General features: G+C 41.6%; 15 protein-coding genes and 1 pseudogene. 13 read left to right on the top strand and 3 right to left on the bottom strand.

Annotation, left to right across the window (positions count from 1 at the left end; all coding sequences use genetic code 11):
- Window positions 1-185 (bottom strand): annotated as a pseudogene (locus BKG94_RS09960) (hypothetical protein); the annotation flags it as partial.
- Between the two features lie 189 nt (window positions 186-374).
- The gene (gene efp / locus BKG94_RS03085; RefSeq protein WP_059368513.1) at window positions 375-941 is read right to left on the bottom strand and encodes an elongation factor P; all 567 of its coding nucleotides are present in this window, start codon (window positions 939-941) and stop codon (window positions 375-377) included.
- A gap of 33 nt (window positions 942-974) precedes the next feature.
- Here efp and epmB point away from each other — a divergent pair, with 33 nt between their 5' ends.
- From epmB to BKG94_RS03050, 7 genes are all read left to right on the top strand, one after another.
- Window positions 975-1,991 (top strand): EF-P beta-lysylation protein EpmB, encoded by a 1,017-nt coding sequence (gene epmB / locus BKG94_RS03080; protein ID WP_077434078.1) that lies wholly within the window; start codon window positions 975-977, stop codon window positions 1,989-1,991.
- A 98-nt stretch (window positions 1,992-2,089) separates the two neighbouring features.
- Window positions 2,090-3,430, top strand: a complete 1,341-nt coding sequence (oapA, locus tag BKG94_RS03075; protein WP_167377228.1) for an opacity-associated protein OapA — start codon at window positions 2,090-2,092, stop codon at window positions 3,428-3,430.
- Between the two features lie 48 nt (window positions 3,431-3,478).
- Complete coding sequence (locus tag BKG94_RS03070; protein ID WP_077434074.1) at window positions 3,479-3,883, top strand: Opacity-associated protein OapB; 405 nt, start codon at window positions 3,479-3,481, stop codon at window positions 3,881-3,883.
- 3 nt (window positions 3,884-3,886) lie between these two features.
- Complete coding sequence (recO, locus tag BKG94_RS03065; RefSeq protein WP_077434072.1) at window positions 3,887-4,597, top strand: DNA repair protein RecO; 711 nt, start codon at window positions 3,887-3,889, stop codon at window positions 4,595-4,597.
- Window positions 4,597-5,913 carry a 23S rRNA (uracil(1939)-C(5))-methyltransferase RlmD gene (gene rlmD, locus BKG94_RS03060; protein ID WP_077434071.1) on the top strand — a complete coding sequence of 439 codons (1,317 nt, stop codon included), beginning with the start codon at window positions 4,597-4,599 and terminating at the stop codon, window positions 5,911-5,913. Before recO ends, rlmD begins: the two co-directional genes overlap by 1 nt.
- 79 nt (window positions 5,914-5,992) lie before the next feature.
- On the top strand, window positions 5,993-8,224 hold the full coding sequence (gene relA, locus BKG94_RS03055; protein ID WP_077434069.1) for a GTP diphosphokinase: 2,232 nt from the start codon (window positions 5,993-5,995) through the stop codon (window positions 8,222-8,224).
- A 13-nt stretch (window positions 8,225-8,237) separates the two neighbouring features.
- Window positions 8,238-8,594 (top strand): diacylglycerol kinase, encoded by a 357-nt coding sequence (locus BKG94_RS03050; RefSeq protein ID WP_077434067.1) that lies wholly within the window; start codon window positions 8,238-8,240, stop codon window positions 8,592-8,594.
- Between the two features lie 68 nt (window positions 8,595-8,662).
- Here the strand turns inward: BKG94_RS03050 and BKG94_RS03045 are convergent, their stop codons facing one another.
- Window positions 8,663-9,421 carry a DeoR/GlpR family DNA-binding transcription regulator gene (locus tag BKG94_RS03045; RefSeq protein WP_077434065.1) on the bottom strand — a complete coding sequence of 253 codons (759 nt, stop codon included), beginning with the start codon at window positions 9,419-9,421 and terminating at the stop codon, window positions 8,663-8,665.
- A gap of 176 nt (window positions 9,422-9,597) precedes the next feature.
- Here BKG94_RS03045 and ltnD point away from each other — a divergent pair, with 176 nt between their 5' ends.
- From ltnD to BKG94_RS03015, 6 genes are all read left to right on the top strand, one after another.
- Window positions 9,598-10,503 (top strand): L-threonate dehydrogenase, encoded by a 906-nt coding sequence (gene ltnD / locus BKG94_RS03040; protein WP_077434063.1) that lies wholly within the window; start codon window positions 9,598-9,600, stop codon window positions 10,501-10,503.
- Between the two features lie 2 nt (window positions 10,504-10,505).
- A complete protein-coding gene (gene otnK, locus BKG94_RS03035) occupies window positions 10,506-11,750 on the top strand; it encodes a 3-oxo-tetronate kinase (protein ID WP_077434061.1) in 1,245 nt (414 codons plus the stop codon).
- Window positions 11,747-12,379, top strand: a complete 633-nt coding sequence (gene otnC, locus BKG94_RS03030; RefSeq protein WP_077434059.1) for a 3-oxo-tetronate 4-phosphate decarboxylase — start codon at window positions 11,747-11,749, stop codon at window positions 12,377-12,379. The genes otnK and otnC overlap by 4 nt, the downstream gene beginning before the upstream one ends.
- A 2-nt stretch (window positions 12,380-12,381) precedes the next feature.
- The gene (gene otnI, locus BKG94_RS03025; protein ID WP_077434057.1) at window positions 12,382-13,158 is read left to right on the top strand and encodes a 2-oxo-tetronate isomerase; all 777 of its coding nucleotides are present in this window, start codon (window positions 12,382-12,384) and stop codon (window positions 13,156-13,158) included.
- 102 nt (window positions 13,159-13,260) lie between these two features.
- Entirely contained in the window at window positions 13,261-14,208 is a 948-nt protein-coding gene (gene denD / locus BKG94_RS03020; RefSeq protein ID WP_077434055.1) for a D-erythronate dehydrogenase, read from the top strand.
- 23 nt (window positions 14,209-14,231) lie between these two features.
- On the top strand, window positions 14,232-15,698 hold the full coding sequence (locus BKG94_RS03015) for a GntT/GntP/DsdX family permease (protein WP_077420082.1): 1,467 nt from the start codon (window positions 14,232-14,234) through the stop codon (window positions 15,696-15,698).
- Window positions 15,699-15,729 lie beyond the last annotated feature (31 nt).

Here is a 15,729-nt window from a genome sequence, read left to right as displayed (position 1 = left end):
GGCTGTTGTGGCTGCGGTTGTTGTGGCTGTGGCTGTTGTGGCTGCGGTTGTTGTGGCTGTGGTTGTTGTGGCTGTGGTTGATTATCACCACTATTGCCTCCGCCACTACTTCCACAAGCGGAAATAATGAGTGCAGTTAGCGTCGTGAATCCAATTTTTGTCAGGGAAATTTTTGTTCGTGCCATAATGGCCTCCATATTATAATTATAAAGTAAGGTCAATCGGAGGTAATCCGGCAGGCAGTCTATCAAAACTCATATGGTTTGTTAAGCAAATAGTGAATAAAAGGTGGGGTTTTAATAACTTAAAAAAATAAAAAAAGAGCGGTTAAAAATTCATCAGATTTTTTGACCGCTCTTTTTTCATAACAGAGATTATTTTACACGAGAAACATATTCGCCCGAACGGGTATCGACTTTAATCACTTCGCCGATTTGTACGAATAGAGGCACTTTCACTACTGCGCCGGTGCTGAGGGTTGCCGGTTTGCCACCTGTACCTGCAGTATCACCTTTTAAGCCCGGGTCGGTATCCACGATTTCTAATTCGACAAAGTTTGGTGGAGTCACCGTGATCGGCGAACCATTCCATAGGGTAACGATACAATCTGCTTGGTCTAATAACCATTTTTCTGCATCACCCACTGCTTTTGCATCGGCTGAATATTGCTCGAAAGTTTCCGGGTGCATGAAATACCAGAACGCTTCGTCTTTGTATGAATAGGTAAGGTTTAGATCCATAACATCAGCGGCTTCAACGGATGTACCGGATTTGAAGTTCACATCCAATACTTTGCCTGAAATTAATTTACGAATGCGGGTGCGGGTAAATGCTTGACCTTTTCCCGGTTTTACGAATTCATTTTCAATGATTACGCAAGGCTCACCGTCTTGCATAAATTTTAGACCCGGTTTGAAATCACTGGTAGTATATGTAGCCATATTAAATATCCTAAAAGAAAGATGGTTTGAAAAGTGCACATTTTAACTCAAGATCCGGTGATTAGAGAAGAACAAAATTGGCTTACTATTTTAAAAAATGCGATTTCCGATCCTCAAGTATTACTAAAAACACTCGATTTACCGGAGAATAATTTTGAACAGGCATTAAATGCCCGCAAACTTTTTGCCCTACGAGTTCCTCAACCTTTTGTCTCAAAAATGGAAAAAGGCAATCCGAATGATCCACTTTTTTTGCAAGTGATGTGCTCCGATTTAGAATTTGCGCAGGCTGAAGGGTTTTCAACAGATCCCCTTGAGGAGCAAAATGCCAACGCCGTACCAAACATTCTACATAAATATAAAAACCGTCTTTTGTTTATGGTAAAAGGCGGCTGTGCGGTGAATTGTCGTTATTGTTTTCGCCGCCATTTTCCTTATGAAGAAAATCCGGGTAATAAAAAAAGCTGGCAACAGGCATTGGATTATATTGCCGAACATACTGAAATAGAAGAGGTGATATTTTCCGGCGGAGATCCGCTAATGGCGAAAGATCATGAGTTGGAATGGCTGATAAAACGCCTCGAAAATTTACCGCACTTACAGCGTTTGCGTATCCACACCCGTCTGCCGGTGGTTATTCCACAGCGGATTACTGATGAATTTTGTGAGATTTTAGCGAAAAGCCGTTTACAAACCGTAGTGGTGACCCATATTAATCATCCTAATGAAATTGATGAGTTTTTAGCCTATGCGATGAAAAAACTCTGTCACGCAGGGATAACGCTTCTTAACCAATCGGTTCTTTTGAAGGGGATTAACGATGATGCACGAGTGTTGAAAACCTTAAGCGATAAATTATTTCAAGTCGGTATTTTGCCTTATTATTTGCATTTGTTGGATAAGGTGCAAGGTGCAAGCCATTTTTTAGTGGGCGATAGGCAAGCCATGGCGATTTATAAAACCTTGCAATCGCTCACTTCCGGCTACCTTGTGCCTAAACTGGCCCGTGAAATTGCCGGTGAGCCAAATAAGACTTTATACGCTGAATAAGATCCGATAAAATACTTAAGATTTTTACCGCACTTTTGTGCATTTCACTAAGACAACAATGGACAATAATAATTAACTGAGGTAATTCCGTGGATTCTATGAATAACAATCAATCAAACGAAAATAAATCGCAAAATGAACTTGATCTTGGGTTAAGTCAAGCGGATGCGGTGACACCAAGAAAACCGGTTCAACCAAATGAATCTTTATTGGATAAAGCAAAAGGCTTGAAAGATTTATTTGGACGTAAAGAACAAATCGGAACGCAATTTCATGTGCGTAAAGAGCCGACATTTGGCGAAAATCACACACAACAAACCGGGCAGCCACAGCAGCAATCAAGTTTCACCGAAACCGTTAAAATGACGGCTGAAAATATGGAGAACAAGGTTGAAGCCTCTGTTGAATCTGTGGTTGAGACAGTTGAAACAAAAGTAGAAGGTGTAGTAGAAAGTACAGCTTCTGCCACAGAGCAAGCGAAAGAAACGATAGCTGCGGGTGCAACCGCTGCCGCGACAGCGTTGAAACGCCCTGAAAAATGGAAAATTCTTCAAATTTTACCGGAAAAACACCGCCGTCTCTTTATTGCAATTTTAGCGTTGGTTTTACTTTTAATCGTATTTTTTGCGTTAAAGCCTAATTCTGATACGGTGGAATCTTTTGAGCAGCAAAACAGTAATGAAATTCCGGTACAGTTCCAATCTTTGGATCAATCACAACCTGTTGAAACAACAGTGTTGGATAATGTCCCTGCGCCACAAGAAAACGCACCATCAGCGGAAAATCAAGCTCAGGCAGAATCTGTAAATACAACTGAACCCGGTAAAATGGAATATGTTGGCGATCAAAAAGCGGCAACAGACTCTGTAAAAGCGACAGGAGTGGCATCATCGGCCAATGAAACGGTTGCTCAACCTATTCCTGTTGCGCCTGTTCGTCCTGAACCGGCTAAACCTGCGGAACGTACTGTTGAAACCCGTCGTGAAACGGTAAAACACGATGCAGTTAAGCCTGTTACTCAAGAACGTAAAATCGTAGAAAAACCAGCAGCGAAACCGGTTCAACCTAAAACTGAAACGGTAAGAAAAGCGCCTGTTCAAGAAACCAAAGCGGCACCGAAGAACGAACGCAAAGTTCAAATTGTTGAGGCAAAACCGGCAACGAATACGGCAAAAGTGGCATCAAACAGCGCAAGTAAAACTTTAACCGTACCGAAAGGTGTTTCTCTCATGCAAGTATTCCGCGATAACAATTTGAATATTTCCGATGTGAATGCGATGACAAAAGCAAACGGTGCGGGTAACGCATTGAGTAGCTTTAAACCGGGTGATAAAGTTCAAGTTTCCCTGAACGGACAAGGGCGTGTAAGTGAGTTGCGTTTATCTAACGGAGCGAAGTTTGTGCGTCAAGCTGACGGTTCATATCAATTCAAAAAATAATTCTAAGGGCGAATCTTCGCCCTTTTTGTTTCCTTTCGGTGAAGGATTATGCTAAAAAAAACATTGTTTATTTTGACCGCACTTTTGCTTGGCGGTTGTACTCAACATACCTTATTAAATGAACCGCCCCCACAAAAGATGGTGGTACAGAAAGTCGATAAAACCTCACAAATAGGTTCGGCAAAATTGTATTTCTGCAAAGATGATAAGGAAGTGCGTGTCGTACACAGTACACAGAAACGAAATAAGAAAATGTTGAAACGTGTTTCCATCACCTTTAATCAAGTTACGGAAAAACTCACGCTAATGATTTCCGAGCGGGGAAATAACTACGGAAATATCCGTTGGACATGGTTCGAACGCAGTGATTTTAGTACCCTGAAAACCAGTGTCGGTGAGATTTTGGCGGAGCAATGTGTCTTGAAATCTTCCGACGCATCATTGAGTAAATAATACGTGCAAACCGAACTTCAGCGTGGTTTTGTCTTACACCGTCGTCCTTATAGTGAAACCAGTTTGTTAGTGGATTTATTCACGGAGGAAAGCGGCCGTCTTACCGTGATTGCAAAAGGCGCGAGAGCAAAACGTTCAACTTGGAAGTCCGTTTTACAACCTTTTACACCTTTGTTATTACGTTGGTCGGGAAAAAGCGGTTTGAAGACGCTTACTAAAGCAGAACCAGCTGCAATCACCTTACCATTGCAACAAACCGCACTTTATAGCGGTTTTTATGTGAATGAATTACTCACACGTGTTATTGAGCCGGAAACGGCCAATCCCCAATTATTCCAACATTACCTAAAATGCTTAACGAGTTTGGCGGCAGAAACCAATGTGGAACCTTGCTTACGTTTATTTGAATTTAACTTGTTGCAAATTCTCGGCTATGGTGTGGATTTTCTGCATTGTGCCGGTTCGGGTCAGCCGGTGGATTCTACAATGACTTACCGTTATCGTGAGGAAAAAGGCTTCATTGCGTCATTGGTGAAAGATAATCTTACCTTTTACGGACGTGATCTGATTGCCTTTGCTACTCTTGATTTTTCCGATGAAGCCGTACGTCAAGCAGCTAAGCGTTTTACACGTATCGCGCTCAAACCATACCTCGGCGATAAACCGTTGAAAAGCCGGGAATTATTCACTCAAAATATTTTATTTTTAAAATAATGGCACTGCTTTACACCCCACAGAAAAAATTAAATAAGCCACAAAAGATCACCGCAAAAATTATTGAACTGGATTACCAAGGATTAGGTGTGGCAAAAATTAACGGTAAAACTTGGTTTATCGAAAATGCATTGCCACAAGAAAAAGTGGAATCTCTCGTCACAGAAGAAAAACGCCAATATGGGCGAGCGGTGGCGAAAAAATGGCTTGAAAAAAGCCCCGATAGGGTTGTGCCACCATGTCAGTATTATGAACATTGTGGTGGTTGCCAAGCCCAACATATCCCTATTGAAATGCAACGTGAAGCGAAACAATCGGCACTGTTTAAACGCCTGGCAAAACTTCAGCAAGAGCCTATTGCTTTTCAACCGATGATTTGTGGTGATCCTTGGCAATATCGCCGTCGGGTACGTTTAAGTTTATGGTTTAATCCGAAAACCAAGCAAGTTGAAATGGGATTTCGTCAAAAAAATTCTCATGATTTGATCGTAGTGGGAAGTTGTGAAGTGATTGAGCCCGCTATCAATGATTTACTGCCCAAATTGACCACACTTTTAGCACGTTATTCCACACAAAAACAACTCGGCCATATTGAATTAGTCGCCGCAGATAATGGGGTGGCGATGTTGTTACGTTATACGGGAAATCTCGCCGAAATTGACCGCACTTTGCTATTGAATTTTGCCGAGCAAGAAAACGTGATGCTTTTTCTACAAAGTGATGAAGCTATTGAGCAGATTTATGGCTGCTTGCCGCATTATCAATTTTCTTGTGGTATTCGATTAAATTTTGATATTCGTGATTTTATTCAAGTCAATCGCAAGTTAAACGAAGAAATGGTGCAAACTGCATTGGATTGGCTTTCCCTTGAAACTACGGATCATGTATTGGATTTATTCTGCGGAATGGGCAATTTTACCCTTCCTTTGGCAAAACAGGTGAAAAGTGCGGTGGGAATTGAAGGTGTTTCTGAGATGGTACAAAAAGCGGCACAAAATGCCGCATATAACCAGATCAATAATATTGAATTTTTTCAAGCAAATCTTGACCAACCTTTTATTAGTCAACTTTGGGCAAATCAGCCTTTTAATAAAGTTTTGCTCGATCCGCCGCGAAGCGGTGCGGCTTTTGCATTGAATGCCCTTGCTCAATTAAAGGCTGAGAAAATTCTTTATGTTTCTTGTAATCCGGCCACCTTGGTTCGTGATGCGGAAATTCTGCTCGGGTTTGGTTATAAAATCGAAAAAAGCGCAGTGATTGATATGTTCCCTCATACGGGACATTTAGAATCCATTACGTTATTTTCTACAAAATAAGTAGGTTATTCTGTTACAATGACAAGCTAAAATGGAGTGACAGAGAGGGAGTTAGGCTTTCTCATCAACAGGGGGGATTATGGTTGCTGTTCGCAGTTCTCATTTGTTAAATCCACAGGATTTTGTGATTGAACAATGGTGTGTAGAGTTAAAACTGACGGAGCAAACGGAAAAAACGTTGATTGACGCTTGGTATTATTCGCGTGAGCTAATAACAGCCCATTCCGATGAAATGAAAAGTGCCACACTAACGCTCCAATCCGGAGTAGAAATGGTGGAAATTCTGCATGAACTTAATATGGATGCAGAAAGTCTTGTCACTGCCATGCTTTTTCCGATTGTGGCGAACCGTTTGGTAGAGTGGGAAGCATTGGAAGAGAAATTCGGTGCGAAAATTCTCAAATTGCTTAGAGGTGTTGAGGAAATGGATAATATCCGCCAACTTAATGCGAGCCACTCCGCCAATGCCTTACAAGTGGATAATGTACGCCGTATGCTACTTGCTATGGTCGATGATTTCCGTTGTGTCATTATCAAACTCGCTGAACGCATTACTTTCCTCCGTGATGCAGAAAATCGTTGTTCTGAAGAAGAAAAAGTGCTTGCAGCCAAAGAATGCTCTAATATTTATGCCCCTTTGGCGAACCGCTTAGGAATCGGACAACTTAAATGGGAGTTGGAAGACTACTGTTTCCGTTATTTACATCCCGAACAATATCGTGCTATTGCCAAACTCTTACAAGAACGCCGCCTTGATCGTGAACATTACATTGCCGATTTTGTGGAAGAACTTAGCCGCCATCTGCGTAAAAATATCGATCATGTTGATGTGTATGGTCGCCCAAAACACATTTATAGTATTTGGCGTAAAATGCAGAAAAAACACTTAGAATTTAGTGATTTATATGATGTAAGAGCGGTCAGAATTATCGTCCAAAAATTGCAGGATTGTTATACTGCATTAGGTATTGTTCATACCCATTTCAAACATTTACCAAAAGAATTTGATGATTACGTCGCGAACCCGAAACCTAACGGATATCAGTCTATTCATACTGTTGTGTTAGGAAAAGGCGGTAAGCCGATTGAAGTGCAAATTCGCACCCAGCAAATGCACGATGATGCAGAATTGGGTGTTGCAGCGCACTGGAAATACAAAGAAGGCACGACAGGTACCATGTCGGCGTATGAAGAAAAAATCGCATGGTTACGCAAATTGCTCGCATGGCAGGATGATATTACCGATTCCGGCGAGGTGATGGCGGAATTACGAAGCCAAGTATTTGATGATCGTGTCTATGTGTTTACTCCAAAAGGCGAAGTGGTGGATTTACCGACCGGTTCGACTCCTCTTGATTTTGCTTATGCCATTCATAGTGAAATTGGTCATCGCTGTATCGGTGCGAAAGTATCAGGGCGAATTGTGCCGTTCACCTATCAATTACAAATGGGTGATCAAATTGAGATCATCACGCAAAAAAATCCAAATCCGAGTCGGGATTGGCTCAATCCGAATTTAGGTTTTACTCATACGGCAAAATCTCGGGCAAAAATTCAGGCATGGTTTAAAAAACAGGATCGTGACAAAAATGTGCCGGCAGGAAAAGAATTACTGGATAATGAATTAGCCCGTTTAAATCTCAGTCTCAAACAGATCGAGCCTTACGCATTGCCACGCTATAATTTGAAAAATATCGATGATCTTTATGCGGGAATTGGCAGTGGCGATATTCGCCTCAATCACTTGGTGAACTTTTTACAAAATAAATTGATCAAAGTGAGCGCTGAGCAAGTTGATCAAGAAATTTTGCGTCATGTGGCAAACAAAAGTGCGGTCAATTCCCAGCAAAAAAGTCATGGTAAAAATGACTACGTTATTGTGGAAGGTGTCGGGAATTTAATGCACCATATTGCCCGTTGTTGCCAGCCGATTCCGGGTGATGCCATTGTGGGTTACATCACGATGGGGAGGGGAATTTCCATCCACCGTAGCGATTGTGAGCAGTTTTTAGAGCTACAAGCTGCGCATCCGGAGCGTGTGGTGGAATCCATTTGGGGAGAAAATTATGCCAGTGGTTTTCATATTAATATCCGTATTGTGGCAAGCGATCGTAATGGTTTATTGCGTGATATTACAACAGTACTGGCGAATGAAAAAATCAGTGTGTTGGGTGTATCCAGCCGTGCTGATACGAAAAAACAATTAGCCACTATTGATATGGAAATTGAACTTCACAATGTAGAAAGTTTAAGCAAAATCTTGGCTCGAGTTTCAAAATTGAATGATGTAATCGAAGCCAAGCGCTTATAAAATAGGAATCTTTATGTATAAAACAACGGGTTTAACCCATTTAATCAATTCCACAAAATATTCTCTTCAAGGCTTAAAAAGTGCATTCAAGCATGAAACCGCTTTTCGCCACGAATGCTTTCTTGCGGCTATTTTAATCCCTCTCGCCTTCTTTTTAGGGGAAACCAAAATTGAAATTGCGTTGATGATTTCATCAGTTTTACTGGTGATGGTGGTGGAATTGTTAAATAGTGCTGTTGAAGCCGTGGTGGATCGGATTGGTACCGAACGCCACGAACTTTCCGGCAGAGCTAAAGATCAAGGCTCTGCCGCCGTCTTTATCGCACTTTGCATTGTTGGCGTAGTATGGGGGAGTATTTTATTCTTCTAAAGTGCGGTCGATTTTTAAAAGATTTCGGCTTATGCGTTGGCATAAGCCGTTTTTTTATTTTGCCAATGCTAGACCGTGATTAATTCAACATTGAGTTCTTTAATGGCGTGTTGTACCGATTCAACCAGATTTTTGTCACAAATAATGCGATCAAAGCGTGTTAAAGGGCAAATATGGAAAGTTGCCACTTTGCCATATTTTGAAGAGTCCGAGACTAAAATTCTTTGATTGCTAGCATCAAGTAAGGCTTTTTTTACCGGTAATTTGTTTTCGTCAGGGGTGGTTAAGCCTTTCAATGTCCACGATGAAGTAGATACAAAGGCAATATCGATAGAAAGTTGTCGGAGGAATTGACCGGCAAGTTCGCCAACGGAAGAATGATTCAATTTATTCACGCTCCCACCGATATGAATTAACTCACATTGCCCATTCGTCATAAGAAAATGAGCAATAGAAAAATCGTTTGTGACCACTAAGAGATCATTCCGCTCAATTAAACGGTAAGCAATTTCTAATGTGGTGGTGCCCGCATCAAGATAGATCGTCGTATTGGTTGGGATTTGTTGTGCGGCAAATTTGCCGATTTGCTCTTTTTGAGTGTGAAAAAGAAGAGATTTATCTTGGTGGGTCGGTTCAAAAGACAAATGCTCTTGCATTTTTACACCGCCTGATATGGATACCACTTTTCCCATTTCTTCTAATTTTTGAATATCTCGACGAATAGTCATGTGTGACACATTCAGTGATTCAACCAGTTGTGTGATGCTTACCACATCTTTTTGATTGATTAAATTGAGTAACAGTTTTTGACGTTCCGCAGGAATCATAAAATTCTCCCCAAAGTTTTCTTCATTATATCGCTTTTTCCTCTTTTTTGTTTTCTTTCTTTTTTAACAAAAAATAACATAAATGTTAATATTTGTGATCTTGTTCACGTTTTTTTACTTTGAAACCTGTCAGAATGCCTTCATCAAATCAAAATAATATTATTGGAGGAAGCTCAATGACAAACAAACCTTATTCAGTTGCTGTAATCGGTTTAGGCGCAATGGGAATGGGCGCGGCACAATCTTGTGTGAAAGCAGGCTTAACCACCTACGGTGTCGATCTTAATGCGACTGCACTTGAAAAATTAAAGGGAGACGGTGCTTATGCCGTTAGTCAAAGTGCGGTCGATTTTGCCGATAAATTAGAGGCTGTTGTATTACTTGTCGTGAATGCCGCACAAGTCAATGCCGTGTTATTTGGTGAAAATGGGTTAGCGGAAAAACTTAATAAAGGTACCGCCGTGATGGTTTCTTCAACCATATCTGCGCAGGATGCGAAAGAAATTTCACAAAAATTAACAAGTTTAGGGTTGGTTATGTTAGATGCACCTGTTTCCGGTGGTGCAGCAAAAGCCGCCGCAGGAGAAATGACCGTCATGGCATCAGGTTCAAAACAGGCGTTTGATAAATTACAGCCTGTACTCGATGCTGTGGCAGGTAAGGTGTACAACATCGGCGAAGAAATTGGTTTAGGGGCAACGGTGAAAATTATCCATCAATTACTCGCCGGCGTACACATTGCCGCAGGGGCAGAAGCGATGGCGCTCGCCGCTAAAGCAGGTATTCCTCTTGATTTAATGTATGACGTGGTCACCAATGCGGCAGGGAATTCATGGATGTTTGAAAACCGAATGAAACACGTCGTGGAAGGGGATTATTCACCGCTTTCCATGGTAGATATCTTTGTGAAAGATTTAGGATTAGTGAACGATACGGCAAAATCCTTACATTTCCCGCTTCACCTTGCCAGCACCGCTTATTCGATGTTCACAGAAGCCAGCAATGCAGGTTATGGAAAAGAAGATGACAGTGCTGTGATTAAAATTTTTAGTGGTATTGAATTACCGAAAAAAGGAGCGTAACGATGCTAGGTGTTATTGCAGATGATTTTACCGGTGCAAGTGATATCGCCAGTTTCCTTGTCGAAAATGGCTTGAATACGGTGCAAATGAATGGCGTACCCAATACCACATTAACAGAAAAAGTGGATGCCATTGTCATCAGTTTAAAATCTCGTTCAAATCCGGTGGAGGAAGCGATCGAACAATCATTACAGGCGCTTGATTGGCTACAAAAGAGCGGTTGTTCTCAGTTCTATTTTAAATATTGTTCGACATTTGACAGTACCGAAAAAGGCAATATCGGCCCGGTAACGGATGCCTTATTAGAGGCACTTAATGATGACTTTACGGTCATTACACCGGCACTACCGATTAATGGAAGAACGATTTTTAACGGTTATTTATTCGTCGGCAATGTGCTACTGAATGAATCCGGAATGCGTAATCACCCGATTACGCCTATGAAAGATGCCAATCTTATGCGTTTAATGGATGCGCAAGCCAAAGGAAAAACAGGCTTGGTGAGCTATGCCGATGTGATTCAAGGCGCCGAGCATGTGAAATCTTGTTTTGCCCAATTAAAACAAGCGGGATTCCGTTATGCGGTGGTGGATGCGGCAGATAATAGCCAGCTTGCGATCCTTGCGGAAGCGGTGAGTGATTTGAAATTAGTGACCGGCGGTTCCGGACTCGGTGCTTATATGGCGGCGAGATTAAGCGGCGGTAAAAAAGCAGAAGAGGCGTTTGTACCGAAAAAAGCACGCAGCATCATTCTTTCCGGTTCTTGTTCCGAGATGACGAATAAACAAGTGAATGCTTATAAAGAAAAAGCCACCACGATTTATTTAGAGGTGGAAAAAGCGATAGCGGATGCCAATTATGCCGACATCTTATTTGAACAAATTTTACCACATATTGATGAACCGCTTGTGCCAATGGTTTATGCCACAGTGCCGCCTGATGAATTAAAACGAATTCAGGCGCAATTTGGTGCGGAGCAGGCAAGCCAAGCCATTGAGCAAACCTTTGCAAAATTGGCACAACGATTAAAAGAAAAAGCCAATGTGGAAAACTTTATCACCGCAGGCGGTGAAACGTCCAGCATTGTCGTGCAAAAACTCGGATTTATCGGTTTTCAAATCGGTAAACAAATTGCACCGGGTGTGCCTTGGTTAAAAGCCTTGGGAGAATCGACCGCACTTGCTTTGAAATCCGGTAATTTCGGAAAAGAAACCTTTTTTATTGATGCGCAGGGAATGATGTTATGACTGATTCAGAATTAAAAACACTTATGGTGCAACTTGGTCGTTCGTTCTATGAGCGAGGTTATACCGTTGGTGGAGCAGGGAATCTCTCCGTTCGATTAAATGAAAATCGTATTTTAGTGACCCCGACAGGATCTTCCCTAGGGCGTTTGAAAGCGGAACGACTTTCCGTGCTGGATATGGATGGTCATGTACTTGAGGGTGATAAACCTTCGAAAGAATCCGTATTCCATTTGGCGATGTACCGTAAAAATCCTGAATGTCGGGCAATTGTACATCTTCATTCTACCTATTTGACGGCACTTTCCTGTTTGGAAAATCTTGATCCGAAAAATGCCATGAAAGCCTTTACGCCTTATTACGTGATGCGGGTCGGGGGCTTGCCGGTAATTCCTTATTATCGTCCCGGCTCCCCTCGTATTGCCGAAGAGTTAGAAGCCCGGGCATTATCCGGAAAAGCCTTTTTACTGGCGAATCATGGCGTGGTGGTAACAGGAGAAGATTTGTTGGATGCCGTTGACAATGCGGAAGAGTTGGAAGAAACCGCCAAACTTTTCTTCCTTTTACAAGGAAAACCGATTCGTTATCTCACCGATGACGAAGTGAATGAATTAAAAAATAGGGGGAAATAGCCATGCCAAAATTTGCTGCGAATTTAACCATGATGTTCAACGAAGTTCCTTTTATTGAACGTTTTGCCGCGGCGGCAAAAGCGGGCTTTAAATATGTTGAATTTCTTTGGCCTTACGATTACGACATTGAAACCATCAAGCAAGAATTGGATAAACATGGTTTACAAGTGGTGTTATTTAACACGTCGGCCGGTGATATTTCGAAAGGAGAATGGGGTGTTTCGGCGATTCCGGGGCGTGAAGCGGAAAGTCATGCGCATATTGATATGGCACTGGATTATGCCTTAGGTCTAGGTTGCCCTAATGTGCATATCATGGCGGCGGTTGTCTCTGAGGGTGCGGATAAAGCGGAATATCAGCAAACCTTCATTAACAATATTCGTTATGCGTCAGAGAAATTTAAACCTCATGGTGTGAATATTTTACTTGAAGCCCTAAGTCCGGAAGTCAAACCGAATTATTTGTTAAAAAGCCAATACGACACGCTGGCAATCGTGGCACGGGTTGAACGGGACAATGTCTTCGTTCAGTTAGATTATTACCATGCGCAAAATGTGGACGGTAATTTATCTCGTTTAACGGATAAATTAAACGGCAAATTCGCCCATGTACAGATGGCTTCCGTACCGGATCGTCATGAGCCGGACGAAGGTGAAATTAACTACGACTATATTTTCAATAAACTTGATGAAATCGGTTATCAAGGTTTTGTCGGTTGCGAATATAAACCGCGGGGAGAAACATCAAGCGGTTTGGGATGGTTTGAAAAGTATAAATAAATCATAAAGTGCGGTTGTTTTTTGCCATGTTTTTTAAATATGAAAATAGCCGCTTTTTTATACCCTAAATTTGCCTTTTTAAAGGTTCAAGGAGCGTTTTTTATGAAAATTGTGATTACCGGCGGACAAGGATTTCTCGGTCAACGCCTTGCAAAAACATTACTTAATCAAACAAAAATTGACATTGATGAGCTTACCTTAATTGATGTGGTGAAGCCTATCGCACCGAATAATGATCCGCGCGTAAAATGTTTTGAAATGGATCTTCGCCATCCTAAAGGCTTGGAAAAGATTATAACGGCTGAAACGGATGCCATTTTCCATCTTGCAGCGATTGTAAGTAGTCATGCGGAACAAGATCCTGATCTCGGTTATGAAATTAATTTCTTGGCAACCAAAAACTTACTTGAAGTTTGCCGCCAAAATAACCCTAAAGTACGTTTCGTTTTTTCCAGTTCGCTTGCTGTATTTGGCGGTGAATTACCGGCTGTCATTCAAAATGATACCGCCGTTACCCCTCAATCTACCTATGGCACACAAAAAGCAATGAGTGAATTACTCATTAATGACTATACAAGAAAAGGTTTTGTTGATGGTTTTTGTGTTCGTTTACCGACCATTTGTATTCGCCCGGGCAAACCGAATAAAGCCGCCTCTTCTTTTGTGAGTAGCATTATTCGAGAACCATTACACGGCGAGCAAGCCATCTGCCCGGTATCGGAAGATTTGCGACTTTGGTTATCCAGCCCGAATACAATTATTGAGAACTTCATTCATACATTAACGTTACCGTCGTTACCATTACGTAGTTGGCATGTTATTAATCTTCCTGGCTTTACCGTCAGTGTTAAACAGATGCTTTCCGATTTGGCGAGTATAAAAGGTGATCAGATTTTGGCAAATGTCAAATTTGAATTTGATCAAAACATTAACAATATCGTGGCAAGTTGGCCGGCTGAAATTAATTGTTCACAAGCTTTAGAACTGGGATTTTCCGTTGATCAGAATTTTAAAGATGTGATTCATCAATTCATCCAATTTGATATGTGACCTATTAACGATAAGGAGTACCTATGCTTGGACTACCTACGCCAATTATTGGCTTAATTATTGCTGTATTCGTTCTTGTTGTTTTGGTGTTAAGAACACGTGTTCACGCTTTTATTGCGATGTTAATTGCTTCATCTATTGCCGGTTTGATCGGGGGAATGAGCGTTAATGATACCCTTGGTGCGATAACTAAAGGTTTTGGTGGCACATTGGGGGGAATCGGGATTGTTATCGGTCTTGGTGTCATGATGGGAAGCGTTTTGGAAGTGTCTGGTGCGGCTGAAAAAATGGCATTTAGCTTCATCAAATTCTTAGGTAAAAAGAAAGAAGAATGGGCTCTCGCAATTACCGGTTATATTGTGAGTATTCCTATTTTTGTAGATTCCGCCTTTGTGATTTTATATCCCGTTGCGAAAGCGTTGGCGAAAAACGGAAAACGTTCATTACTAACCTTGGGCGTGGCACTTGCCGGTGGTTTAGTTGTGACTCACCATACTGTGCCGCCAACACCGGGTCCATTAGGCGTTGCAGGTCTATTCGGTGTGGATATTGGTGCAATGTTACTGGTTGGTATGTCATTTGCCGTATTGCCGGTGATTGGTATGGTTTTATATGCGAAATGGTTAGATAAAAAATATCCGACTTTCAACCAAGAATCTTTTTCTACGGAAGAGTTAAAGCAAAAATATGATGATTATATTGAGAAGCACGAGAAGAAAAATCTTCCAAGCTTAGGGTTATCGTTACTTCCAATCGTACTGCCAATTTTGCTTATTTTTATCAAAGCGATTCTTGATTTAGCGATTAAGAGTAGCCCGGCAATTGCAGAGATGAAAATCTACCATTTCTTTGCTTTTATTGGTCATCCGATGATTGCATTAGCATTAAGTGTTTTAATTTCTGTTTATACCTTGTTGCCTAAAGTCGATAAAAATACGACCGCACTTCATCTTGAAGAAGGGGTAAAAACAGCCGGTATTATTTTATTGGTAACCGGTGCCGGTGGGGCATTAGGTGCGGTATTACGCGATAGTGGCGCAGGCAAACAATTAGCGGAACAAATTGCCAGCCTCCCAATTTCGCCTATTTTAATTCCTTTTATCGTCTCAACACTTGTCCGTTTTATTCAGGGCTCCGGTACGGTGGCGATGATCACTGCAGCATCAATTTCTGCGCCTATTCTGGCTCAAATTCCGGGCGTCAATATGCTGCTCGCTGCTCAAGCTGCAACAATGGGATCACTTTTCTTTGGTTACTTTAACGATAGTTTATTCTGGGTGGTCAACCGAATGATGGGAATTAATGATGTGAAGAAACAAATGATCGTTTGGTCCGTCCCTACCACAATTGCATGGGCAATTGGGGGAAGTTTGGTGATTATCGCCAATCTAATTTGGGGTAATGACGGTTCTATAACGGATTTGATTTTCCCATTAGGCATCCTCGCGTTAATCATGGGGTATGTTCAGATTCAGAGTAAAAAGCTATAACCGCTAATCTGTTGAGTGGGAGGGGGATTTC

Origin of the sequence: Rodentibacter ratti (genome assembly GCF_002000485.1) — a bacterium.
Taxonomy (GTDB): domain Bacteria; phylum Pseudomonadota; class Gammaproteobacteria; order Enterobacterales; family Pasteurellaceae; genus Rodentibacter; species Rodentibacter ratti.
This window is presented reverse-complemented; position numbering and strand designations above follow the sequence as displayed.

Bases quoted from the DNA above. Each gene is read 5' to 3' on its own strand.
- otnC (WP_077434059.1), top strand. From the start codon at position 11,747: ATGACTGATTCAGAATTAAAAACACTTATGGTGCAACTTGGTCGTTCG.
- otnK (WP_077434061.1), top strand. From the start codon at position 10,506: ATGCTAGGTGTTATTGCAGATGATTTTACCGGTGCAAGTGATATCGCC.
- efp (WP_059368513.1), bottom strand. From the start codon at position 941: ATGGCTACATATACTACCAGTGATTTCAAACCGGGTCTAAAATTTATG.
- denD (WP_077434055.1), top strand. From the start codon at position 13,261: ATGAAAATTGTGATTACCGGCGGACAAGGATTTCTCGGTCAACGCCTT.
- BKG94_RS03015 (WP_077420082.1), top strand. From the start codon at position 14,232: ATGCTTGGACTACCTACGCCAATTATTGGCTTAATTATTGCTGTATTC.
- relA (WP_077434069.1), top strand. From the start codon at position 5,993: ATGGTTGCTGTTCGCAGTTCTCATTTGTTAAATCCACAGGATTTTGTG.
- ltnD (WP_077434063.1), top strand. From the start codon at position 9,598: ATGACAAACAAACCTTATTCAGTTGCTGTAATCGGTTTAGGCGCAATG.
- oapA (WP_167377228.1), top strand. From the start codon at position 2,090: ATGAATAACAATCAATCAAACGAAAATAAATCGCAAAATGAACTTGAT.
- rlmD (WP_077434071.1), top strand. From the start codon at position 4,597: ATGGCACTGCTTTACACCCCACAGAAAAAATTAAATAAGCCACAAAAG.
- BKG94_RS03050 (WP_077434067.1), top strand. From the start codon at position 8,238: ATGTATAAAACAACGGGTTTAACCCATTTAATCAATTCCACAAAATAT.
- otnI (WP_077434057.1), top strand. From the start codon at position 12,382: ATGCCAAAATTTGCTGCGAATTTAACCATGATGTTCAACGAAGTTCCT.
- BKG94_RS03070 (WP_077434074.1), top strand. From the start codon at position 3,479: ATGCTAAAAAAAACATTGTTTATTTTGACCGCACTTTTGCTTGGCGGT.
- BKG94_RS03045 (WP_077434065.1), bottom strand. From the start codon at position 9,421: ATGATTCCTGCGGAACGTCAAAAACTGTTACTCAATTTAATCAATCAA.